Source organism: Paenibacillus sp. FSL E2-0190 (assembly GCF_037992965.1).
GTDB lineage: Bacteria > Bacillota > Bacilli > Paenibacillales > Paenibacillaceae > Paenibacillus_AQ > Paenibacillus_AQ odorifer.
This window is the reverse complement of the sequence record NZ_CP150306.1, coordinates 5,252,516-5,276,306: the sequence shown is the minus strand read 5'-3', so window position 1 is coordinate 5,276,306 and position 23,791 is coordinate 5,252,516. Positions and strand designations below refer to the sequence as shown.

Sequence of the window (23,791 nt, the reverse complement as noted above, 5' to 3'; positions counted from 1 at the left end):
TTCCTGATTATTGATTAATATGCGAAGATGCGGATATAATACAAACATACGTTCGTGTTCAGAGGAATAGATATATAATTAAGGAGGGGTTACCATGGGCAAAAAGCTGGAGAAAAACGGGCTGTGGGAAAGCAGCCGCATGATGCTGCCGGAGCATAAGATACGAATTATAAGAGATGAACGGGAAACGCTGCGCCGCATCAAGCCTATTCTGGATGAGCAGAAGCTGGAGGAGATTGAATGTACACTGGCTTTGTCGTTGCGGAGTCATGCACGAGTGACAGTTATTCTTTTTGACCCTTTTGAAAATACGATGTTAAGTGGTTTTGTGACTTCCATTCACACCCACTCGCGTGAGTTTAAGCTGCAGTGGGCGGAGGAATGGAAGTGGATCGATGTGGATGATATTGTCGAGGTCTACATCGTTTAATGCTGAGAACCGTTGCCTTCGCTTTTTTCATAAGCGATTAAGGTAACGGTAGGATTACCAGTCAGATGTGCAATGGAAGCTTCAGCATTCCGAATAATTTCCAGTGCTTCTTCCTGTTCACTAAGGGCTGCAACTTTATAGCTATCGCTATGAATATCCATATGTCTCCCACCTTTCGTTAAATATTTTGTCCTTTTTTGTGGAAATCATCCTAAAGGGGACAGGGGTACAGGCAAATAGGGCAGCGGCATCATTGAATATACCAAAGGGGTGATTCTATGCTGACTTTGGAGCAATTGAGGGAAAAATCCGCGGCGCGTCTGGTCGGGCTTCATCCTGTCTTGGCGGCAGGTGCGAATGTTTTGATTCAGCAAAGCCATGCGAGAGGAGTCCCTATCGTTATTACTCAGGGTCTACGGACCATTGCTGAGCAAAATGCTTTGTATGCGCAGGGTAGAAGCAAACCAGGACCGATAGTTACCAACGCTAAAGGCGGTACCAGCTATCATAATTATGGTCTTGCGTTTGATTTTGCGCTTTTGCTGCCGAATGGCACTAGCCTTTCTTGGGATATCAATCGTGATGGTGATAAGGATAAGACAGCAGATTGGCAAGAGGTTGTACAGGAGGCTAAGCGGCTTGGTTTAGAATGGGGCGGAGACTGGACCTCTTTTAAAGATTATTCACATCTGCAAATGACTTTCGGTTTAACTATAGATCAACTTCGGGCAGGTAAACGTCCAACGACGGACCAAGCCAAAGAGGCTTTAAAAAAGATTACCGGAGGGGATGATCAGGTGAACAAAGACGTTACAGTGACCATTAACCTAAACGGCCGCAAGCTTACCGATGGCGTTCTCGACACCGGAACAACCTATGTACCCATACGTGCGCTGGCTGAGGCGCTTGGAGCAAAGGTTACTTATGATGCTGTGACTAAGACAGTTAATGTAGTAAAAGAGTAAAACCACCATGCATAGACAGTGCCGTCCAAGGAGAAATTATCAGTGATAACTAACCTTAAAGGGAGGCATAACACTGTGAACAAGCTGATAACAAGCCTTGCATGCGGTACTGTATTATCAATGAGTCTAATGGGAGCTAGCTATGCATCAAATGCCGTGGGATCAGCAGCATTGGGCGGTATCCCAGCCGCGAATACCGGGATGGATGGGACTGCGGAACACACTCGGATGATGAACACGGAAGGCAATCTAATGAACGGCACCACGGGAACGCTGAATCAGCATGAGAGCATTATGAAAGATAAGATCCGCATCGATGATAATTACAGACCTAACAACTACAACACCAATAACTACAATGACACCCGAAATAACTACAGAACCAACAGCACTGTCAACCCGGCAACCAACACCACACAGACCGGCAAATACCGTGCAACTAGTACAACAACGAATGCTGCAACTAACAAAGGATCTAACTGGGGCTGGCTCGGTCTGCTTGGACTTTTGGGTCTTGCCGGAATGAGAAGCAGAAGTGACGAGCGTAGATAATCCACGTCTATAATAACCCGTGTCGGTTCTGGCTGAACGGGTTATTTTTATTGTGAATAAATTTTTTTCGAAAAAGGATTGCGCGTTATCGATATTCATGATATTATATTTCTTGTCGCGTTATATGTGAACAACGTATGAAGCTTCAACACATAATATGCCGGGGTGGCGGAACAGGCAGACGCACAGGACTTAAAATCCTGCGGTACGTGAGTACCGTACGGGTTCGACCCCCGTCCTCGGCATCATAGTGAAAACCTTGAGAAATCAAGGTTTTTTTGTTTTTCTTGAGTAAAACTTCCGTCAAAAACTAAAGGTTCTGTGTGTCTTGGAATCACATCCAAGCTCACAGAATCAGGTTGATAACACTCCTTTTCAGTGCTTGTCTAATCACAAGCTCTGGAGGGAGTTTTTTAATATGTAAGATTTCATGAACCGCCGTATATCAAACGGTACGCACAGTGGTATGAGAGATCCGAGCCCATTGATTACTGTCGAATAACATCTTAATTTGTTGTATTATTGATTAATCTAGTTTTCAAGAACCAAGGAGGGTTAAAGTTTGCTTACACTGAGAAGAGCCGACCCGGGTCAAAGTAAAAAGCTCAGTCTTACATCGCTGCTTACGGGCTTGGTTACGCTGGTGGTTCTACTAACCTCAAGCATCCTTCTGATTGGCTCTTACGAGTCCAAAAAACAGTCCTTGATGGAGACTACACTCCATCTGAATTACTACAACGCTGACCGAATGACCAAAACAATGGATTCCTTATTTCAGTCCATGCGCAGCAGTTTGGAATACAGTGCTGACACACTCTCCGATGACGAAACCTCAACGCCGAAGCAAGTGGATGATAATTTGGAACTGATGCGCAATAGTAGCAATTACTTCAATTCTATCGCCGTGCTCGATGCCGACGGGCTGATCCGCAATGTAGTACCGGCTAGTTTGGGGTCAGTAGGAAACCATATTACTTCTAAGGTCGGTTTGGAAGCTCTGGCGTTAAAAAAACCTTACATATCCTCCCCCTACATGACCCAAACCACCAATAGACTAATCGTTTTTATGAGTCAGCCGATTTTTAGCAAGAATGGTACATATCGCGGTATTTTGAGCGGCACATTTTATCTGCAGGAGAACAATATTTTGTCTATGATTTTTGGCGACAATAACGTGGACGATTCTGGCTCCTATTATTATATTGTGGATTCCAGCGGGCATCTGTTGTACCACCCGGATAAGCAGCTCATTGGGGAGGATGTCAGCAATAACAAGGTTGTGCAGAAACTCATGAATGGGGAGAGTGGGGAACAGCAAGTGCGTAACACCCGTGACGTTGAAATGCTTGCCGGATACTCCAGCGTTCCAGCCAACGGATGGGGAATTGTGGTCGTTTCGCCGATTAGTGTCATCCATCATCAACTGATGGGGCACCTTCGGACCATTCTCTGGTATTCGTTGTTTCCGTTCATTATCCTCCTGATGGGCGTCATTCTCGTAGCACGCAAGCTGGCCCGGCCTTTTGTGTACCTGGCAAATCTGGTGAGCAGGATGGGCAAGGAAAAGATTGAATTGCCAGAAGCGAAGCCGCAATGGAGCCGAGAGGCAGATCTGCTGACCAAGGCTGTGTTGCTTGCCATGACGGATATTCAGAAGCAGACGGATCAACTGACCCAAGAGGCTACGACGGATGCTCTGACCGGTTTAATGAACCGGAGATCGTTAGAGTATACGATGAGTCAGTGGATTGACTCAGGACAACCGTTTTCGCTCATTGTACTGGATGTAGACAAATTCAAACTCGTGAACGACACTTACGGTCATCTCATCGGCGACGAAGTGCTGAAACATGTAGCCAAAGTTATAGTTACCTCGGTTCGTCCAGACGATGTTTGCTACCGCTACGGCGGTGAAGAGTTCATCATCTTGCTAGCCCACACAAGACCTGAGGAAGCTTTCATCATAGCTGAAAGAGTCCGGCGGGCAATGGAACAAAGCAGGGGGCCAATCGAGACACAGGTTACAATCTCTCTAGGAATCGCCCATTATCCTTTTCATACATTGGAGCGGGAGGGGCTGCTGGAGAAGGCGGATCAGGCGTTATACTTGGCCAAGAGCAGGGGAAGAAACCAGACGATGGTCGCTGATGTTTGAAACAATGGCTACGCAGACCTGTCATGTGTGGGCTGACCGAATGCTGCACATCAGCACGGGTGGCACGAAGCCAGCGGGCAGCAAAGGACGAAAGTGTAACCTTCCAAGCTGAACAAGGAAAATGTTATTCGCTATTATGAATGTTCGGAGCGGAAACAGTATTTCATCTTTGATGAAATACTGTTTTTTGTGCGGATGTTAATTATGTTCAACACGTTGCAATAATTCCTTTAAAGCCTTCATCTGCCGGCCTTGAAGTTCTCCCTCTACAATCGAATTCCGTATAGATTCTATATCCTGAGCCTTCACTTTACCCCCATGATGGAAACGATTGAATGCTTGATAATCTAGCGGCAGCATATCTTGTTCCATTTTGAGATGTATTTTTGCTGTCATGCGTGGCCCCATCACAAAACTCATAATCTTACCGATTAGACCATGCTTGGGCAGGGATGCTATTTCACCCTGAGCACGGCAAGCGAGCTGCCAAAGATCTTTATTTGCAATAACGGCTGAGAATTTAGGCCAACCTACTATATCACAAGCAGCGTATACAGGAAAACCTATACTAGAGTAAATATTGAACATCGCCGGACTTACTTGACCACAGCGTGAGACCCCAGAGTTATTGTACAGTGCGCTAAATTGTTTGGCAGCTGATTTATTATTGTTCTCGACCTGGAAACCGACCTTGTTCGCCGGATGTTTGTAACAGACAATGGCTTGGTTAATGAGTTTGGGGTCTGTTGGTGCATGCACAGGCAAATCAGCCTTGGATTGATGACTTAACGTACCCAGTATTCCTCTTAACAGCTGGTCTTCCGGAATTCTCATGTACTGAATGTAATGTTCACGAATCCCGCTTCCAAACGCACTCATAATCACCGTAGTTTTAGAATTACGAACGACATCTCCCAATTTGGATAACGTAGCTACGCCTTCTGGTGAACGGCTCACATTTCCGTCCAATGTAATAATAATAAATTGATACTGCTGAGGTTCTATTTCTTCTATATCTTCTATGACATTAAAGTTGCTAAAATCTTTCAATGTAGCATCGTCATAGCAATATAGTTTCTGAGGAGGAGCGAAGTCTGCTTTTCGTCCTTTTCGTACAAGAAAGGTAACATCGGTGCCTGATAAGTGTAGATGGTAACCTACAGAGAAACCTACTGCTCCTGCACCTACTATAAGAATGTTTGTTTTATCTGAAGTGATTGTCATTGTTAGTTCATCTCCTTGTATTATATAAAAATAGATTTTGGCTTATTAATTCCTCATTAAGTGGACATGTGTTGATTTAATGTCGTGTTGTCAGTATAATCTATACGTCTGAACAATCACAATAATCAATACCTTTGTAAATGTTATGAAGTAAACAGATTACATCTATTATGTTGAAAGGATAGAACAGGAGGAGCATATGGTTGGAACCAAGAATAACAGAAGAACTAAATATACGATTAATCTCATTAAAGAGAGCTTCCTGGTTTTATTAGAAACTAAAAAGTTACCTCAAATAACGGTCACTGAAATATGTAACTACGCTGATATCAACCGTGGCACCTTTTATTTGCACTACAAAGATCCTTTTGAATTATTTGAAGTGATGCAGAATGAATTTAATAAAGAATTGGTGGAAGCATTACAAGAAGGAGGCAGTCCTTGCACATCTGAAGAATCCATGGTCAAACTGTTAAACATTATTCAAGATAAGAAAACCATGTATCAGCTTCTAATTTCAGAGAGTGGAAAAAGTGAATTTTTAACACGAGTTTTACTTGAACAAAATTGGAACGAACCCTTTCTAAGGGACTATTCTTTCACTTACAAGGTTTATGGATCTATTGGTGTCATTAATCAGTGGCTCGAGTCAAACGGGGGAGAAAGTCCGCAAACCATTGCCAATATAATTTATTCTTTGGGTCATCAGAACAAATAGTTTGAAAAATACACACTAAGAGTGGCATTTTAGGAAGCTATATAATAATTACTGCAATAATGTACTATTTATCAACAACTTTAAGCTGTAATATTATCGTTACATTATCGGACCAGCATAAATCCTGTACAAAAAATGAGTATACGTAGAGGGGAATTATGTGATCTATAGGAGCGTGTTACTATTTCAAAATTCGTCGAAATTGGTTACCCAATTTATGAAGGAATGCCTATTTTTCCAGGATTACCAGAAGTGAAATTAGATCCTAGAGAGCGCTTGATTAAAGGAGATGAATGGAACGGAAGTGTGTTAAGCATTTATCTTCATGCTGGTACCCATGTCGATGCACCATGGCATCATTTGAATAACGGTAAGGGGATAGATGCTGTTCCTATAGAAGACTTCATCTACAGAAGCCCACTATTAATTGACTGCCCGCTTGGCCCAAACGGCTTTATCACAATCGACATGCTTGAGGAATATGAAGAACTTAATGAAGCGGATATTCTAATCTTCAACACGAGCTATTGGAAACACAGAGATACGGATTTCGAAAAATACGCCAATAATTTTCCTGCTGTCTCTTCGGAAGCTGCCGAATACATCCGGACGAAGCTCCCAAACTGCAAAGCAGTAGCTATTGATACCTTGAGCATTGAAAATTTGGCAGAAGCAAAAAGAAACGGCTATTTTGTCCATCATGCCTTTTTAGATCATGAGAAATATAAAGAGCCGACAATGCTCATTTATGAAGATATTAACCCAGCTCCATTAGTTGGCAAAAAACTCATTTCTGCCTTCGCAGCACCACTTCGTATTAAAGACCATGATGCTTCTATCATTAATGTAATTGTTGAAATAGAAGATTAAAGGCTATTCAGTAATAGTTGTTTCGCCTGTGATTATATCTGCAACATCATCTCGGACTGTTCCTGTACCGTAGGGGTTCTATCCCCGTCTTATCATCCTTGACCAGAAGATCGCATGACTCTCATGAAATATTGAGGTCATGCGATTTTTTTATTTTAAAAATCAGAGCATTACAGATCGTCGCTGCCGAAGATAATTTGGAGTTGAATTCTGAATAAATTAATAGTTGACAAGGAACCTATCATACCGTTCCTAAAATCAGTGAGCAAGGGGATTTGAGACAAGGATTTGCCCAAATTGCCAGTGCGCCGTTGGAGGGAATCATCAATGCTGCTGATGTCGTCGCCTTCGTCCTAATTGTAGGGGGAGCTTTTAGAATTATTCTGCAGACGGGGGCGATTGACCGGGCACTGATGGCTTTAGCCGGAAGACTCAAAAGTGATTCCGATAGCCATGGTGATTTTCAGCGGTATTCCAAAATGATATTCTAAACCGCCAACACTTCATCAAGGAGAACGATGGGATAGAAGTAAGTTTCTCGAATCGGGATAAATTAATTATTGGCGGCTTCATCTATACCTTGGGGCTTATTGTCTGGGGAATACTGAGCAAAGGCTGGTATATGACTGAGATCGGAGCGCTTTTCTTTGCACTTGGTATTTTTTCAGGGATTGTCACCCGGATGAGTCAAAAGGAAATTGCCGAGAATTTTGTTAAAGGTTGCGGAGAATTTATCTACGTGTGAGTTGTAATTCATCTTGTCAGCGTTTGTAACGATTTTTGGCACAAGTATCTTAGTCCTGATGGTCAAGAAACCCTTGATTTATCAGGGCTTTTTTAATGGTTTTCCTTGAGTATTATTAAAGATACTCTAAATGGCTAAAACTGATTTTAGGTTCAAAAGCTCGTGGATCAATTGTTGGCACAAATCGTAGTGTGGAGGTACAACTACGAAAAATACATAATCTTAATCAAACGGATTTTGCTAATAAAATCGGTGTTTCTCAAGGCAGCCTTAGTGATTTGGAATCTGGAAAAGGTAAGCCGGCAATAGAGACGGTTTTCTCAATTTGCTCTGAGTTCGGTTGTTCTTATGAATGGCTTTTAACCGGGAAGGAGCATTCAACTATTGGTGAATTAAGTGGTACAGTAGTGGAGTTATTGCAGACTGTTAAGGGGCTTAACTCTAGAGAACAGCTAGAACTGTGACAGATCGCAAAAATTAAGCGTGATTTACTGTAAAGATGATCAAGCGGAAATAAAAACGTAAAATTGAAATTTTGACGTAGTTTTACATCTTCACATCCAGATGTCGAAGCAGCAAATGGAAGCGGTATATTGTTACCTGACCTATACATGGAATACCACATGAAGCAGACCAGATTGCCCGCCGCCATAATAAGTGAACACTGCGTTGCCGCCAGTATTCAGTTGGGGCAGGACTTCGCTCAACGTTCCCCCCATCTCTGTTTCATGCTTCATAGAATCGCCCTTGAAACCGTCAGTTTGGCTAATTGTATTATTTTTTACGTATGAGGCAACAAAATCAGTGAGCTCTGCTACTGTTGGATCGTTCAACATTTGCCGCAGAAAGGCATCAAACGGAATGGATTGACCGTCACAAGCATAATTACTCAATCGCGCAGCTTCCCGTCAACTTGAGCCATGATTAGTGAATCCGCACCATGTTATGCGGAGGGCCCCCTGCCTATTGATAATAAGGGACGGAATCCGCTAAATAATCATGCCCTGTCTTGACACCGGACTGGAGCAGCCATATGGTACAAGTGACAAGAACATACAAACATAGGGAGATACATGCTCAAGAAGGGGGAACTATGAATACATTCACAGCCTATGGCCGTAAGATCCGGCAGCAGATCGCCGGCAGGTATTACCGGATATCCATCAAACAGAGGATTCTGTTTTCGTTCATCGTGCTGATTACGCTGTCCATCGGTGCAATGGGCAGCTTCTCGTATTGGATTGCCGCGCAGGAGATCGAGGATAATGCCTACGCCGGCAGCCGGGAGACCGTAAGCAAGACGGCACAGCTGCTGGATTCCCGCCTGAATGATGTGGCGCTGTCTGTGCAGTCCCTGATGCTGAGCGATGCGTACCGCAAGATGATGCTCGATGTGTTCAGCCATGATGTGTCGAATTACTATGTCCATCTGTCGGATCTGCAATATGTGCTCTCCCAGGTAACGTTCAATCAGCCGATCATCGAAAACGTGCTGATCGTTACCCCGATTGGCGATTTCTATTCCACTACGCAGATCCGGGCGCAGGACAACTCGTTCTACGGCTCGGAATTATATGATCTGAGCAAGGAGCGGCCGGGCGGCTACTGGGCCAAAGGACATTATGACCGGTTGTTCACGGGCAGCCAGCGGGTGGTCTCCTTCGTAGTCCGGGGGATTTATGAATACCCTTACACGCCGATCAGCAATGTATTTATTGTGGTCAATATCAGGGAGAGCCGGATAGATGAGCTGCTGAATACAGGCGGAGAACAAGCAGGGAGAAATTATTATCTGGTGAGCGGGGAAGGAGAGGCGGTGGTGGAGTCCCGCTGGCCGTTCCGGGGCAGGTTCCCCTGGAAGCCGGTGCTTGCCGAAGCCGGGAAAGCGGCCGATCCGCAGGACCACTACTACAGCTATGGCGGCAAGAAGTATCTGGTTAATTATACAAGCTCAGCGGTATCACCCGACTGGATCATCTCCGGCATGCAGTCGCGGGACCAGCTGCTGGGCAAGCTGCAGCGGGTGCAGCGCATTACCCTCTATGTCATCGTTGTTTTCCTGCTGGCCACCTGGCTGATCTCCAACCAGCTGACATCTGTGCTGCTGAAGCCCCTGTTCAAGCTGCGGCGGCTGATGCGCAGAGTCGAAGAGAACCAGCTCAGCGTGGTGTATGAGAGCCGTTATGAGGACGAGGTTGCCCAGGTGGGCTTTCAGTTCAACCGGATGATGTCAGAGATTAAGACGCTGATCGCGGATGTGAAGACCAAGGAGGAGGACAAGCGGCATGCAGAGATCCGCGCGCTTACGGCCCAGATGGAGCCGCACTTTCTGTACAATACACTCAATACCATCTATTGCAAATCGGTCATGGGGGAGAATGACGATGTAAATGAGATGATCCTGTCGTTGTCGCAGATGTTCCAGATCGGGCTCAGCGGCGGCAAGGATCTGATTACCCTTGCGGATGAGCTGTCCCACGTGCGGCAGTATTTCGCTATTCAGCAGAAATGCTATGAAGGTCTGTTCGAATACACGGTGACGGTAGAGGATGAGGCACTGCTTACCTGTCTGATGCCCAAGATTATCCTGCAGCCGGTAGTGGAGAACAGCATCCAGCATGGATTCAGCGACCGGACTATAGGAGGCAGGATAGACATCACGGTCAGCCGGGAGCAGGGGCTGCTGCATATTTGCATTACCGACAATGGACGGGGACTTGATGCTGTACGGGTCAAGCAGGGGATGGTCAGGGCTCCGCAGTCGAGGAAAGGTTATGCCCTGTTCAACATCAGGCACCGGCTGGCGCTGTATTACGGGGACGAAGCCCGTATGGATGTGGGCGGCGAACCAAGTAAGGGATCATGGACGGATCTGTGGATTCCCTCAGAAGAGGAGAGATGAAGGATGGACCGGAAGCTGGAGCTGGAAAAGTTCAAATTATGTGTAATCGACGATATTAAAAGTGTGGTGGAGATGGTCTCGAGCAAGCCGCCATGGCAGGAGCACGGTATTGAGGTAGTCGGTACAGCGCTGGACGGTGAAGCGGGGCTGCAGATTATCCGCGAGACCCGGCCGGACATTGTGCTGACTGATATCCGGATGCCAAGAATGGACGGTCTGCAGATGACCCGGGCGATTCTGGAGGAACTGCCGGACTGCAAGATTATTATCCTCAGCGCCTACTCGGAGTTTTCTTATGCCCAGGAAGCCATCCGACTAGGGGCGCTTGATTTCGTCAAGAAGCCCTTTTCCCTGGACGAGATTGTGCAGGCTGTGCTGAAGGCCAGGGAGTTGTGCCGGGAGGAGCGTCAGGAGACCACCAGACTTGCTGTGATGGAGGCAAAAATTAGAGAAAGTCTACCTATTCTCCGCCAGGAATATCTCATCTTCCTGCTGCACCACCAGACGACAGAATCGGATGCACATTCTCGTTGGGCCTATCTCGATATCCCTCTGGACCAGCATGATTTCTTCGTGTTTGTCGCCGAAATCGATCATTTCACGGAGAAGCTGAGCGGCCAGCCTGTGCAGGAGGTCGAGCTGCTGCGGTTCAGCCTGCATAATATTCTCGAAGAGACGATTTCCGCCTGGACCCGCGGCGTCATTATCCGGGAGGCGACAGACCGGTACGTCTGCATCATGAACGGCTCGGACCCGGATACGGCGGCGCTGGTTACGGAGACCTGCTGCACGAATGTAAGCCGATTCTCCAGGCATACGCTTTCCATTGGCGTGGGGCTGGGCGTAGCGGCGATTCAGGAGCTGGGCACAGCGTACAGGCAGGCGATTAGCGCGCTGGGTTATCATTTCTACACCGGAGGAAACGGGGTCTACATTTACAGCAATGTCGAGAATAAACCGCTCGCACTTCACAGCTACTCCGCCGCCGTTGAGCAGGAGTTACTGTTCGCCCTGCGTTCCGGCAATTCTGCCAAAAGCCTGCAGATGCTCGATCAACTATTCGCGGAGCTGCTGGACAGCGGGCTTTTGCCTGAGCCGCGTTATGTGGAAAGCGTCGGCTATGAGCTGGGCTACAGGATCTGCCGGGTCCTGCTGGAGCAGTTCCCCTACGGGCAGGTGGAGCCGCTGGAGCACAGGATTGCCGTCTTGAAGAACCGGGTGCATCCTTCCCTGCAGGATATCCGGGACCTGCTGTCCGGGCTGTGCCGGGAGGCCTGTGCGCTGGTTACGGAGGCCCGTTCCCTGGAGTCCACGCGGATTATCCGCCAGGCCGCCGCTTATATCGATAGCCATCTGGATACGGGGCTGTCGCTGGAGCAGGTGGCGAAGCAGATTAACCTCAGCCAGGGGTATTTCTCCAACCTGTTCAAGAAGGTGCAGGGGATTTCGTTTCAGCAGTATGTGATGCACGAGAAGATGGAGAAGGCTAAGGCGATGCTGATCAGCGGCCGGCAGGTTCAGGAGATCGCCCAGGATCTCGGGTATGAGCACAGGCGCTATTTCAGCGAGGTGTTCAAGAAATATACCGGAATGACCCCGTCCGAGTTCAAACTGCATTATCTTGGAAAAGAATAAAAATGCGCAGGGGAGGCATGTCCGCAGGGCGGAGGTGGCCTCCCTTCACTGTATAAAGCTCCTGCAGAAATCTGCCCTTAAAGTGGGCTTACCCGCCTTATCCGGATGCGCCAATCCGTCTATAATCAGGTTGTAAGCGAATACAACAGGGATATATAAGGGGGAACTACCAATGATGAAGCGTATGCTAATAACATCTCTGAGCCTGGTCCTGGCACTTGGCCTGACAGCCTGCGGCAACGGTAACGGTGGCAATGCTGCAGAAGGTAAGGGAGACGGGAAGACAGGCGGCTCGGGGGACAAGACCAAAATCAGCTACTGGACCGGCGACCGTCACGATGCGGATTTCGTGAAGGACAAGGTAGCCGAGTTCAACGCAACCAATACTGACGGGATTGAGGTGGAGCTGGTCGTCAAGGGCGACGACTTCGATACCGCACTCGATCTGTCCTTCCAGACCTCCGATGCGCCGGATGTAATCCGGGTGAAGGAGAATACCATCCAGACCTTCTACAAAAAAGGCTTTCTCGCTCCCATTGACGAGTTCCTCACCGATGAGCTGAAGACGAAATTCCCGGTCATGCCGGATCTGAATGAATTTGACGGCAAGCGTTACAGTCTGCCGAATTATGGAACAACCATGCGTCTAGTATACAACAAGGATCTGTTCGCCAAAGCAGGCGTTGAGCATCCGCCAGCTACCCTGCAGGAGCTGGTGGATACCGCCAAAAAATTGACGGAAGCCGGTAAAGCGGACGGCGCTTACGGCTTCGCCCAGAACTTCAAAAGCCCCGGAAGCGCGTTTGCGCGTTCGGCGCGGGTGATTGCGGAGATGAGCGGCTACGGCGGTTTCGGGTATGATTTCAAGACGGCCCGCTACGATTTCAGCGGCTTCGAGTCGATCATCAATGCCTTTAAGCAGATCCGGGACAACGGCAGCATGCTGCCGGGTGTGGAATCGCTGGATATTGATCCGCTGCGGGCGCAGTTTGCAGAGGGCAAAATCGGAATGTATATGTCCTACTCCTCGGAGCCGGGCGTCTACAAGAATCAGTTCCCGGCCAAGATTGACTGGGCAGCCGCTCCGGTTCCGACCATCGACGGCACCGTGAAGGGGGCTTCGGGCTTCCTCGGGGGCCAGTGGCTGGCGCTGAGCTCGAAGTCGGAGCACAAAGGAGCAGCCTGGAAGTTCATGGAGTTCATGTACGGCGATCAGGTGCTGACGGATTATCAGGAAAAAGGCTTTGGCATCTCCATGGTTCCATCCGTCAGCGCAGTAGCCAAGACACCGGATGTGAACGGCATTGAAGGCTTCCTGCCGAACAAGCACGATGGAGTGTGGCCGGTCTATCCGTCTGTAGCACCGGAAGGGATGAAATCGGATGACGCCTTCTTCAAGTATATGCTGAACGGCGGCGATCTGAAGGCAATTATCGCCGATCTGAACAAACGCTATAACACTGCACTGGACAGCGTGATTGCGAATGATGGCGTGAAGGCCGAGCCGGATGCCGGCTTTGACCCCGCCGCATTGGGCGGCAAGTTCGCCAAGTAGATGGAAGGTCAGGGATAGAGATATAGGCCAAAGCAGAGGGATGAGGAAGCAGCTTTCCCATCCCTCTGCTCTGGCCGCAAGGGAGAGGAGCCGGAAGAAACCAGATGAACAAAACAAAACAAGCCTTATTTTCATACAGCTTTATCTTTCCAAGTGCCTTGCTCACGTTGGTCCTCGGGATTTATCCGATTGCCTGGGCGTTCCGCTATATGTTCTATGATTACAAAGGGTTCGGAACGGCCCGGTTTACCGGGCTGGCCAATTTCAGCCGCATCCTGAAGGATACCCAGTTCTGGGATTCGGTGGTGAACACGTTTGTCTATGCAGGCGGCAAGCTGCTGATCACTATTCCGCTGGCTCTGCTGCTGGCCTCCATATTGAATCGGGGGCTGCGGGGCAGACAGCTGCTGCGGGGGATTTTCTTCATGCCGACCGTCATCAGTACCGCCGTAATGGCCGTAGTCTTCTTCACGATCTTTAACTCGTATAACGGGATTCTCAACCAGTTCCTGATCCGTTCGGGCCTTTCCGATTCCGGTGTGGACTGGCTGGGGCCGAAATATGCCATGCTCACCGTCATTTTGGTTGCGGCTTGGGGGGCGGTCGGCAATTACATGCTGCTCTTCCTCGCCGGTCTGCAGAATATCCCGGAGGATGTTTATGAAGCCTCTTCCCTGGACGGAGCAGGCAGACTCCAGCAGTTCCGCTATGTCACCCTGCCGATGCTCGGGCCTGTCATGCAGATGGTCATTATGCTGGCGATCATTACAGCTTTGAAGGGATACGAGAGCATTATGGTGCTGACCGAAGGCGGTCCTGTAGGCAAGACAGAGGTGATGTTCCTGTATTTGTACAAATTATTTTTCCCTGTCGGCGGAGGCAGCGCGGCGGTCCAGGTCCAAGAGTTCGGATACGGCAGTGCGGTCGCCTTCGTGTCTGCGGTCATCGTCGGGATCATATCGCTCATTTATTTCTACGCATCCAGACGTATGAATCAGACCGATTGAGGAGAGAGGCTATTATGAGAATAAGAACCATACTGGGCAATATCATCCTGTGGATTTTTTTGCTGGCATTTGCTTTTATCACCCTGATTCCGGTTGTTATCACCATTCTCGGCTCCTTCAAGACAAATGCCGAACTGACTGCGGGAGCCACCTTCCTGCCGGATAGCTGGCATTTCTCGAACTATGCCGAAGCCTGGGCACAGGCGAATTTCTCCAGATATACGCTGAACAGCCTGATTGTCTCTCTGGCGGCGGTGGTTGGCACGCTGCTGGTATCATCCATGGCGGCTTATGTGGTGGACCGGATGGATTTTGCAGGCAAGAAACTGTATATCGGCCTGCAATCCTTCACTATGTTCGTGGCAGTAGGGGCGGTCGTGCTGCGTCCGCAGTTTGATCTGATGGTCAAGCTTCATCTGCACAGCAGCCTGTGGGGGGTCATATTGATTCTGATCTCCGCCCATGCTTCGATCTTCTTCATTCTGTCCAGCTTCATGAAGGGGATTCCCCGTGAGCTGGATGAGGCGGCGCTGATGGACGGCAGCTCCCCCGGCCGCACCTTCTGGCGGATTATTCTGCCGCTGCTCGGACCCGGACTCGGCGTAGGTGCGCTGTTCACCTTCCGCGGCGCGTGGAATGAATATCTGCTGCCACTCGTGTTCACGATGACGAAGCCGGAGCTGCAGACGCTGACTGTCGGGCTGGCGAACCTGAAATACGGGATTTCGGCCGCTTCCCAGACCCACTATATGATGGCAGGCGCCTGCTTGTCCATTCTGCCGATTCTCGTAGCCTATCTGTTCGCCAACAAATCCTTTATGCAGATGACAGCCGGTTCCCTCAAAGGGTAGCGGTCCGGCCCTGCGCAACCCATATTCCATATTTGACATTCAAGGAGGTACACCCCATGACTCAACACGCTCCGGCAATTCTGCAATCTGCCCCGTTCATCCGGCGGTATCCGGGCAATCCTGTGCTGGATGCAACGAAGGTTCCTTACCCCACCGCACTGGTATTCAATGCCGGTGTAACGAAATTTAACGGCAAGTATGTGATGATCTTCCGTAATGATTACGGCTCACTGGTAGATCAGACGCTTGAGCCGCACCACACCACGGATCTCGGCATTGCTTACAGTGACGACGGGCTGAGCTGGACCGCCGGCCCGAAGCCAGTGTTCAAAATTCATGACGAGGAAATTATCCGCGCCTACGACCCGCGCCTGACCGTGATCGGCGGCCGTTGTTATATGTGTTTTGCCGTGGATACGCACCATGGCATCCGCGGCGGAATTGCCGTTACCGATGATCTGGAGCACTTCGAGGTGCTCAGCCTGTCTACACCGGACCTGCGCAATATGGTACTGTTTCCCGAGTTGATCGGCGGCAAGTATGTCCGGCTGGAGCGTCCCTTCACGGTATACAGCCGCGGCGGCCGGGACCGCTTCGATGCCTGGATCTCCGAGTCGCCGGACCTGAAGCATTGGGGCAACTCCAGCCTACTGCTCGCCGTCGAGCAGGTGCCGTTTGCCAATGACAAGGTTGGCCCGGCCGCACCTCCGGTCCGGACGGATAAGGGCTGGCTGACCACCTTCCATGCGGTGGATGTGGACCCGGCCAGAGGCAAGCAAGGTTGGGAGGACACCTGGAAGAAGCGCTATACCGCCGGAATTATGCTGCTGGATCTGGAGGACCCCCGCAAGGTGATCGGCATGAGCAGGCAACCGCTGCTGGCACCGGAGACAGACTATGAGATTGGCGGGGGCTTCCGCAATCATGTGATTTTTCCGGGAGGGATGATTCTGGAGGATGACGGCGAGGTCAAGATCTATTACGGCTCTGCGGATACGGTGGAATGTCTGGCAACGGCCCATGTGGACGATCTGCTCCGGCTCTGTCTGGAGCCGGAGCATAGATAAGATTGGAAGCAGGCTGAGGGCGGAAATGCGGAGTAACAGTAGGGCCATGTGCCATGATTGGAGCGGCTTGCGCGGAGATTGTGCATGAAGTGCAACAATGCTAAATCAATAGCAGTGACCGTGGGGAGATTGTGCATAAAATGCAACAATACAGCTCAGTAGTAGCGACCAACGCAGAAATCCTGCAAAAGGTGAACAAAACCGGGGCTGTATTTTAAAAGGAAACTTTGCTGATGCAGAAAAGGTTAGTATTACTCTGCCACTTCCGAAGCTGAACAGGAATATGTCGACTTTATGAAAAGAGTAATAGAGCATCACTGGTGAAATCATTATTCACTGATGACAGAGTATTTTCTGAAGATATGAAAGAGGTGTTTATTTATGCTAAAAAGGTTAAAACTATTAAGTTTAATTGTTTGTATGCTCGCCAGTCTTTTAGCTGTCGTTCCTTTGACAGCAAGAGCGGCGGGCACAATTGTAAGCTATCCATTACCGTCGATCTATACCACGACCAGTCAATACACGGTAACAGCAGACTCTACAAATATACCGGTAATCGACACTTCGGCGGTATTTGTAAACTATAATTATTGTAATTTCTCTTTTTCAGGTACTACTACAATCACAATAACAGCAAGCGAGACAATCAATACCTATAATATTTCTCCCAAAGCTTTGGGAATCACTGCAACAAAGAGCGGAAATACACTTACATTTACACTTTCATCACCAACATATCTTATAGTTAAAATCAATAACCTGAAAGATCTGGTTATTGCGGCAGATGCTCTTGAAACCAATGTTCCGGCTTCATCCGGTACAGGTATATACAATGTTAAAACCGGGTACGGTGCCGACAGTACCGGTGCCGCTATGGCTACAACTGCAATACAAAACGCCATAAATGCGGCTAACGCAGCAGGTGGCGGTATAGTATACGTTCCAGCCGGTGTTTATAAGTGCGGAAACCTTGTTTTAAAAAGCAATGTTTCGGTTTATCTGGAGGGTGGTTCTGTTATAAGGGGTTCAGGAAATCCAAGCGATTACACTACCCATTTTCATAAGAATTCTCTGGGTAAGGATGGAACATGGTTTATTTATACTGAAACAAATGCAAACAATATTAAGATATACGGCAGGGGGACTATTGACGGCAATGGCCATTATATGAGAAATACAAACAATTATTTGAACAATATTCTTGTACCCTTGCAGTGCAGCAACTTCACGGTTGACGGCATAACAATAAGAGACAGCGGTGGCTGGGCTACAATAGTTACAAGATCTAATAACGTAACATTCCAGAATACAAAGCACTTCAACAACAATGAACTTGATTATGAAAATGATGCAATCGACATTCAAGAGAGCCAGAATGTACTCATAAAGCACACTGTAGCAGTATCGGAGGATGACACATACTCATTTAAGACATGGGATGTAGAAACTACGGATATAGCTGCAAACTGGCCTGGAAGTCCTGAAAGCCAGTCAAATGTAGTTGTGGATGATGCTTTGGCTTGGAGCAGATGTGGAGCATTTAAGGTTGGAGATGGAGTGAAACAGCTTCAGGATGGCATAGTTGTTAAAAACTCTTATGTATACCGGTGCTGGCGTGCTTTAGCAGTAGGTCATCTTTATGGAACTCCAGCAGCACAAAACATCATATTTGACAATATAGATGTAGAAGGCTTCTGGCCAAGATCCGGTGTTCACTCCAGATGGTTTGATCTTTCTGCGAAAACCGGTCCGATAAAAAATGTGGTCTATAATAATATAAATTTACGCGCTTTAGGTGAAGTTTCAATAATGAAGGGTTGGAGTGACACATCTACTGTCTCCGGAGTTACATTAAACAATGTTCGCGTCGGTGGAGTTGCGGCAACTACATTGGCAGAATTGAAAATAACAGATACTAACAGCTATGCTGCAGCTCCAAAATTCAACACATTGAAATTTGAAGCGGAAGGCTATAACCTTAGTTCAGGTGTTATTTCCTATGAGGCAAGCACTGATGGTGGGCTGGATGTTGGTGGAGGGAGTAATGGCGACTATATAGCATTTAAAAATGTAGATTTTGGTAGTACAGCTAAAACAAGTATTGATTTGAAGGTTGCATCCGCTAATTCCGGCGGAAGAATAGAATTCCACTTGGACAGTCCTACGGGCACTATGCTGGGTTATTGGACAGCAGAAAGCACAGGCGGATGGCAGACATGGTCAGTCAAGAATATCCCGCTTAATGCCGGGACCGCTGTAGGGACCCATACCGTATATGTAACTTTTGTTAAGTCAGATTCAACCACAGTTGCAAATTTAACCTGGTTCCAGTTCAAATAGAATGGAAACGGTTTGATTTAATTGCAATAAGATGGATCTAGCTATTATTGTGGCAGAATCGCCGAATTGAGGCCTTTTTAATGCCAAGATGAAATATAACTCACACTACGCTGCTGTGATCATCGGTTTGGCCCGGGGGATCCTCGTCGTTGCAGAGAACGGGATGATTATCGATACCATTTTGAATGGCCTGGCTACTATGCTTAAGGGTTTGCCGAATTACTTGTTCACCACCATCATGCTGGTCGTGCATAATATTATTACGTTCTTGGTTCCTTCTTCATCAGGAGAGGCGGCCTTGACGATGCCTGTGCTTGCACCATTAGGCGATCTTGTGGGTGCTAACCGCGAAGCGGTAGTAACCGCATACCAATTTGGAAATGGATTAACGAATCTCATTTCGCCAACAGGTGGTGTGCTGCTGGCAGGTTTGGCCATCGCCCGGATCAATTTTGGACAATGGTTAAAGGTAATACTCAAGCTGTTTCCGATTCTTTGGCTGGTGGCGGCAATCTTTGCTGCAGTTTCCTCAGCTGTGGGCATGTAGTGGATAACATATTGCAAAGCCATGCGGGATTTCCCGCAGAAGATAATCAAAATCCCAAGGTCATACTGACCTTGGGATTTTTGACTCTACATATTGATCCTATTCCCCTCACATCACACTCTCCTCGTTGTTGTATATTTCCTCCTGATTTGTGGCCACAAATAATGTATGCTAAGAATTTAATCCGTTATTTACCTATCCGTCAGTTTCTGCCGTTCCAAACAGCAGAATACAAACTGTTCAGAAGATAACGCTTCCACGTATGATGTATTCATAACCAGCTGAGTGCTTCATCCGATACTAGTATCACAAATGAGGGAATTTAAGGTGAGAGAATATACGATTGTTAATATTTTATATACCCGCAAGAGTCCTGTGCGCATGAGTGAGCTGATTGCCGAAGTGGGGTTGTCCGAACGGACTCTCCGTGACGTGATCCGTGCACTCGACAAAACAGGAGAGGCGAATGGTTTCGGTATCCGTATGATCCGCGGCCAGGGTTATCTACTGGAGATTGGCGATGAAGCCAAATTCAGTAGCTACCAGGAAAAAGGAATGCTGCAGCTGGATCAGGTGGATCTCGATAATAAGCAATCACGCCAGCAGTATTTACTATTCTATCTCTTGCAGAACGATAACTATCAGTCTATGGATAACATGGCGGAAGAAATCGGCGTTAGCCGTTCTACTATTATTTCCGATCTGAAGGAAGTAGAGCAGCGACTTGCCGCTTTCCGGCTTAGCTTGAAACGTCGGGCTCATTATGGCATGAAAATCGAGGGGGAAGAGCAAGACTTCCGTAAAGCCTTTTCTTACTTTATCTTGCAATCGGGTCATACGCTGCAGCATACGGAGGATTTTCATGCTTTTAGTCAGGACTTTGATGCTGAGCAGCTTAAGGGATTTCTACTGCAAATCCTCAAGGAAAAAGAACTGAAGATCTCGGATGTGTTTCTGGATAATATCTTGACCCATCTGTTCATTCTTCTTTACCGGGTTTCCAAGCACAATTTCATTGTGGCTGGACAAGCCTTGCAGGGAACACCTGAGCCGCTGTATCAGGATATTGCCGGGAGTATTGCAGATTTCATCTCCTCTCAATACCAGATTAAGCTTCCGGCGGATGAGATTGATTATTTGGCGCTGCACATTTCTGGCAAGACCATTATGGAACGGATGTCGGAAGAGACCAAATCACATCTGCGGGAGGGAATCACGGCTATTCTGGAGCGCTTGGACCGCGAGTTCCTTACTGGATTCACGCAAGATCAAGAGCTGCGCGAAGCACTGCTATTGCATATGTTCCCGCTGCTGAACCGGTTGTATTACAATCTTCAGCTCGGCAACCCATTGGTGGAGGATGTTTACAGCCAGTATGCCAATGTGTTCGTCATTTCCTTCCGCTTCGCTGAGATTGTAGAGGAGCAGTACGGGTTTCGGATGTCGCGCGATGAGGCAGGGTATGTCGCGTTGCATTTTGCCACCCATCTGGAACGGATGCAGCAGCGCAATCTGGAGAAGTTCAAGCGGATTGCCGTGATCTGCTCGACGGGAGGGGGCAGTGCCCAGTTAATCCGGCTGAAGCTGGAAGCGGTATTCCCTAAAGCGTCGGTGATCACAGCCTCCATCACGGAGGTGGAGAAGATCAGCAGCAAGCCTGTGGATCTGATCCTCTCTACTGTGCCGCTGGCAACAGAGATTAAGGAAAAACCGGTGATCCATATCAAACAGCTGCTGGATGATCAAGAGATTCAGCGGATCAAAGAAATATTGTCTTTGCAGATTAATCGCACAGAACCATCCTACAAGCTGATGGATTTCAAGGATTTGTTCCGCAGGGAGCTGTTTCATCTGTCTGGTTCGGACGAAGATTACATGGAGCTGTTAAAGCAGCGCTGCCGGGAGATCGTGGGCAATCATTATGCAGCTGACGATTTTCCCGAACAAGTGCTGCTCAGAGAGCAGAAATTCACCACCATTTACAAAAATGGGGTGGCCGGCCCGCATCCGATGCGGATGAGCGCGATCCGCGACTGTATCAGTGTAACCGTGTTGAAGAAACCGCTGATCTATGAGGGTAAGCCGGTCCAGTTGATTTTTCTGATCAATCTGGGTCCGGGGCAGTTATTCCTGCACAAAGAGATCAGCAAGCTGCTACTGGTTCTAATGGAGAAGGAAGACAGCCGTAACCGGCTGCTAAACACGAATAGTTATGAGCAATTTATGAATGAGATAGAGAACCTACTATAAATAAAATGACGATACGGAGTGGAGAACCCATGGATTATGAACAAACGATTATGCAGATTATTGCCAGCAGCGGAGAGGCAAGAAGCCTTAGCCTAAAAGCGGTAAGAACCGCGCGCGCCGGAAACCTGGAAGAAGCGGGCGAGATGATTAAGAACGCCAAGACCAGCTTGACCAAAGCACATAAAGTACAAACGGGGCTGATCCAGGCTGAAGGCCGGGGCGAAAAGACAGAAATTACGCTGCTGATGATTCACGCGCAGGATCATTTGATGAATGCCCTGACGGTTAGAGAACTGGCTGTGGAACTGATCGAAGAAATCAAAGAACGCAAAGCGCTCGAACTAGAATTGAAAGGATCGGTGAACTAAGATGAAAAAAATATTGCTCGCCTGTGCAGGCGGATTCTCGACAAGTATGCTGGTGGAACGGATGAAAGAATCGGCACGGACACAAGGGGTTGAAGTGGTTATTGATGCGGTGGCGGAGAGTGACATCGCCGATCAAAAGCCTTTTGACATCATTATGCTTGGACCACAAATGGGACATGCCGAAGGCGATCTGGCCGCAGAATATCCGAACATTCCAGTAACTACGATCGATATGATGGACTATGGCATGATGGATGGGGACAAGGTGCTGGCTACAGCACTTGAACTGATGGAGAAGGGGGCTTAAGTCATGGCAGGCGGCGCAGAATGGAGAGCCAAGATCCAGAAAGTCAGCACGAAAATCCAAAAAAATACCTATATCAGCGCTATTTCCAACGGTCTGATGGCCTTGATGCCAATTTTGATTCTGGGCGCTATTTTTTCCCTGATTAATGCACTCAAGCTTGATCCTTATCAGAATTTCCTGGAAAGCACTGGACTCAAAACTTATACTTCGATTCCGGCAACTGTAACCACCGATTTGATCGCACTCTACGCGGTGTTCTCCATCGCTTACAATTTCGCTACCCAACATAAGCAGCAAGGCTTTTCGGCAGGGATTTTGGCGCTGATGAGTTTCTTGCTAGTTACACCAAAAGGACTGCTGGATGACGGTGTGACCAAAGCATTTGGTTACTCCTGGTTGGGCGCCAAAGGATTGTTCGTGGCAATCATCCTGGCACTGCTGGTAGGTAAGATCTATACCTTTGTATTGGAAAAGAAATTCTATATCAAAATGCCGAAGGGTGTTCCGCCCACGGTTGAGAAATCTTTTGCCGCGCTTACGCCTGGTTTTATCGTAGCGGTTCTGATGCTGGTGCTGACGGCGATTTTCGCCGCAACGAAATATGGCAATATGCACGAGTTTGTCTTCTCGATTATCCAGCTGCCACTGACTAGTCTGGGGGGTACCTGGTGGGCGATGCTGATCTGCATCTTCGTAATTCACCTGCTGTGGTTCTTTGGAGTTCACGGCACCTTGGTAGTCTATTCCGTTGTCGGCCCGATTTGGGTGGCTTTGGGACTTGAGAATCTGGACGCTTACCAAAGAGGTGTGGAAGGTACGCATATCATTGGTTCACCGTTCTTCCCGGTTTATGTACTGATCGGTGGTGCGGGGGCAACGTTAGGTCTCATTATTGCGATGTTGTTCGCCAAATCTACACGTTATAAGACACTTGGTAAACTGGCAATTATTCCAAGTCTGATCGGTGTCAATGAGCCGGTGATTTTCGGGATGCCATTGGTGCTGAATGTTCGGTTTATGATTCCGTTTATCCTGACTCCGCTGGTGAGTAGTGGTCTGGCGATTCTTCTGACGACGCTGGGTATCCTTCCTGTGCTGCACGGGATTCAGGTGCCGCTGGGCATTCCGGTGCTGGTTAATGGCTGGATGAACGGGGGCTGGCGCGTAAGTGCGTTCCAGCTGGTTATGATTGGTGCAAGCTTCATGATCTACTATCCATTCTTTAAAAAAGCCGATGCCGAAGCGCTGGAGCAAGAACAGCAGGCTGAAGCTAAGGCGGCAGCAACCGCTGCCACCCATTAAT

At 48.0% G+C, this 23,791-nt stretch carries 23 protein-coding genes and 1 tRNA gene; 21 read left to right on the top strand and 3 right to left on the bottom strand.

The features are described 5' to 3' along the window. Positions 1-94 precede the first annotated feature (94 nt). Positions 95-430: a YolD-like family protein gene (locus tag NST25_RS23225; protein ID WP_340392581.1), complete on the top strand. Its 336-nt coding sequence runs from the start codon at positions 95-97 to the stop codon at positions 428-430. Here the strand turns inward: NST25_RS23225 and NST25_RS23220 are convergent. Beyond that, positions 427-591, bottom strand: coding sequence for a hypothetical protein (locus tag NST25_RS23220; RefSeq protein WP_169744799.1), 165 nt, complete (start codon positions 589-591; stop codon positions 427-429). The two genes, NST25_RS23225 and NST25_RS23220, sit on opposite strands and share 4 nt — an antisense overlap. Before the next feature lie 117 nt (positions 592-708). On the opposite strand from NST25_RS23220, the gene NST25_RS23215 reads away from it, so the two are divergent. From NST25_RS23215 to NST25_RS23200, 4 genes are all read left to right on the top strand, one after another. Continuing rightward, complete coding sequence (locus NST25_RS23215) at positions 709-1,395, top strand: M15 family metallopeptidase (protein WP_076220018.1); 687 nt, start codon at positions 709-711, stop codon at positions 1,393-1,395. 75 nt (positions 1,396-1,470) lie between these two features. Then, complete coding sequence (locus NST25_RS23210) at positions 1,471-1,947, top strand: WGxxGxxG-CTERM domain-containing protein (protein WP_076136668.1); 477 nt, start codon at positions 1,471-1,473, stop codon at positions 1,945-1,947. Positions 1,948-2,106: 159 nt separating this feature from the next. Next, positions 2,107-2,192, top strand: a tRNA-Leu gene (locus NST25_RS23205). Positions 2,193-2,509: 317 nt separating this feature from the next. Further along, positions 2,510-4,102 carry a sensor domain-containing diguanylate cyclase gene (locus NST25_RS23200; protein WP_340392579.1) on the top strand — a complete coding sequence of 531 codons (1,593 nt, stop codon included), beginning with the start codon at positions 2,510-2,512 and terminating at the stop codon, positions 4,100-4,102. Between the two features lie 198 nt (positions 4,103-4,300). Here the strand turns inward: NST25_RS23200 and NST25_RS23195 are convergent, their stop codons facing one another. Then, on the bottom strand, positions 4,301-5,326 hold the full coding sequence (locus NST25_RS23195) for a 2-dehydropantoate 2-reductase N-terminal domain-containing protein (RefSeq protein ID WP_340392577.1): 1,026 nt from the start codon (positions 5,324-5,326) through the stop codon (positions 4,301-4,303). Between the two features lie 199 nt (positions 5,327-5,525). Between NST25_RS23195 and NST25_RS23190 the strand changes: the two genes are divergently transcribed. From NST25_RS23190 to NST25_RS23175, 4 genes are all read left to right on the top strand, one after another. Continuing rightward, positions 5,526-6,044: a TetR/AcrR family transcriptional regulator gene (locus tag NST25_RS23190; RefSeq protein ID WP_076128868.1), complete on the top strand. Its 519-nt coding sequence runs from the start codon at positions 5,526-5,528 to the stop codon at positions 6,042-6,044. Between the two features lie 183 nt (positions 6,045-6,227). Further along, positions 6,228-6,914 (top strand): cyclase family protein, encoded by a 687-nt coding sequence (locus NST25_RS23185; protein ID WP_076310155.1) that lies wholly within the window; start codon positions 6,228-6,230, stop codon positions 6,912-6,914. A 275-nt stretch (positions 6,915-7,189) separates the two neighbouring features. Continuing rightward, positions 7,190-7,405, top strand: a complete 216-nt coding sequence (locus tag NST25_RS23180; protein WP_076128872.1) for a hypothetical protein — start codon at positions 7,190-7,192, stop codon at positions 7,403-7,405. Then, the gene (locus tag NST25_RS23175; RefSeq protein WP_340394455.1) at positions 7,399-7,659 is read left to right on the top strand and encodes a hypothetical protein; all 261 of its coding nucleotides are present in this window, start codon (positions 7,399-7,401) and stop codon (positions 7,657-7,659) included. Before NST25_RS23180 ends, NST25_RS23175 begins: the two co-directional genes overlap by 7 nt. Positions 7,660-8,264: 605 nt before the next feature. Here NST25_RS23175 and NST25_RS23170 read toward each other — a convergent pair. Then, positions 8,265-8,552, bottom strand: a complete 288-nt coding sequence (locus tag NST25_RS23170) for a hypothetical protein (protein WP_036683320.1) — start codon at positions 8,550-8,552, stop codon at positions 8,265-8,267. Positions 8,553-8,752: 200 nt separating this feature from the next. Here NST25_RS23170 and NST25_RS23165 point away from each other — a divergent pair, with 200 nt between their 5' ends. The 12 genes from NST25_RS23165 to NST25_RS23110 all read left to right on the top strand — a co-directional run bounded on the left by NST25_RS23165 (position 8,753) and on the right by NST25_RS23110 (position 23,790). Continuing rightward, the gene (locus NST25_RS23165) at positions 8,753-10,561 is read left to right on the top strand and encodes a sensor histidine kinase (protein WP_340392575.1); all 1,809 of its coding nucleotides are present in this window, start codon (positions 8,753-8,755) and stop codon (positions 10,559-10,561) included. Positions 10,562-10,564: 3 nt separating this feature from the next. Beyond that, on the top strand, positions 10,565-12,196 hold the full coding sequence (locus NST25_RS23160) for a response regulator (RefSeq protein ID WP_340392574.1): 1,632 nt from the start codon (positions 10,565-10,567) through the stop codon (positions 12,194-12,196). A 172-nt stretch (positions 12,197-12,368) separates the two neighbouring features. Next, positions 12,369-13,751 carry an extracellular solute-binding protein gene (locus NST25_RS23155; RefSeq protein ID WP_036683312.1) on the top strand — a complete coding sequence of 461 codons (1,383 nt, stop codon included), beginning with the start codon at positions 12,369-12,371 and terminating at the stop codon, positions 13,749-13,751. Between the two features lie 104 nt (positions 13,752-13,855). Next, positions 13,856-14,758: a sugar ABC transporter permease gene (locus NST25_RS23150; RefSeq protein WP_036683309.1), complete on the top strand. Its 903-nt coding sequence runs from the start codon at positions 13,856-13,858 to the stop codon at positions 14,756-14,758. Positions 14,759-14,772: 14 nt separating this feature from the next. After that, positions 14,773-15,609 (top strand): carbohydrate ABC transporter permease, encoded by an 837-nt coding sequence (locus NST25_RS23145; protein ID WP_036683306.1) that lies wholly within the window; start codon positions 14,773-14,775, stop codon positions 15,607-15,609. A gap of 56 nt (positions 15,610-15,665) precedes the next feature. After that, positions 15,666-16,676: a glycoside hydrolase family 130 protein gene (locus NST25_RS23140; protein WP_143763897.1), complete on the top strand. Its 1,011-nt coding sequence runs from the start codon at positions 15,666-15,668 to the stop codon at positions 16,674-16,676. Positions 16,677-17,057: 381 nt separating this feature from the next. Continuing rightward, on the top strand, positions 17,058-19,016 hold the full coding sequence (locus NST25_RS23135; RefSeq protein ID WP_076279257.1) for a carbohydrate-binding protein: 1,959 nt from the start codon (positions 17,058-17,060) through the stop codon (positions 19,014-19,016). Positions 19,017-19,104: 88 nt separating this feature from the next. After that, positions 19,105-19,563 (top strand): hypothetical protein, encoded by a 459-nt coding sequence (locus NST25_RS23130; protein ID WP_340392571.1) that lies wholly within the window; start codon positions 19,105-19,107, stop codon positions 19,561-19,563. A gap of 327 nt (positions 19,564-19,890) precedes the next feature. After that, positions 19,891-21,813 (top strand): BglG family transcription antiterminator, encoded by a 1,923-nt coding sequence (locus tag NST25_RS23125; protein ID WP_340010953.1) that lies wholly within the window; start codon positions 19,891-19,893, stop codon positions 21,811-21,813. Between the two features lie 29 nt (positions 21,814-21,842). After that, a complete protein-coding gene (locus NST25_RS23120) occupies positions 21,843-22,181 on the top strand; it encodes a PTS lactose/cellobiose transporter subunit IIA (RefSeq protein WP_038572728.1) in 339 nt (112 codons plus the stop codon). A 1-nt stretch (position 22,182) separates the two neighbouring features. Beyond that, complete coding sequence (locus NST25_RS23115; RefSeq protein WP_036683292.1) at positions 22,183-22,488, top strand: PTS sugar transporter subunit IIB; 306 nt, start codon at positions 22,183-22,185, stop codon at positions 22,486-22,488. A 3-nt stretch (positions 22,489-22,491) separates the two neighbouring features. Next, on the top strand, positions 22,492-23,790 hold the full coding sequence (locus NST25_RS23110) for a PTS transporter subunit EIIC (protein WP_076128887.1): 1,299 nt from the start codon (positions 22,492-22,494) through the stop codon (positions 23,788-23,790). Position 23,791: the final 1 nt, after the last annotated feature.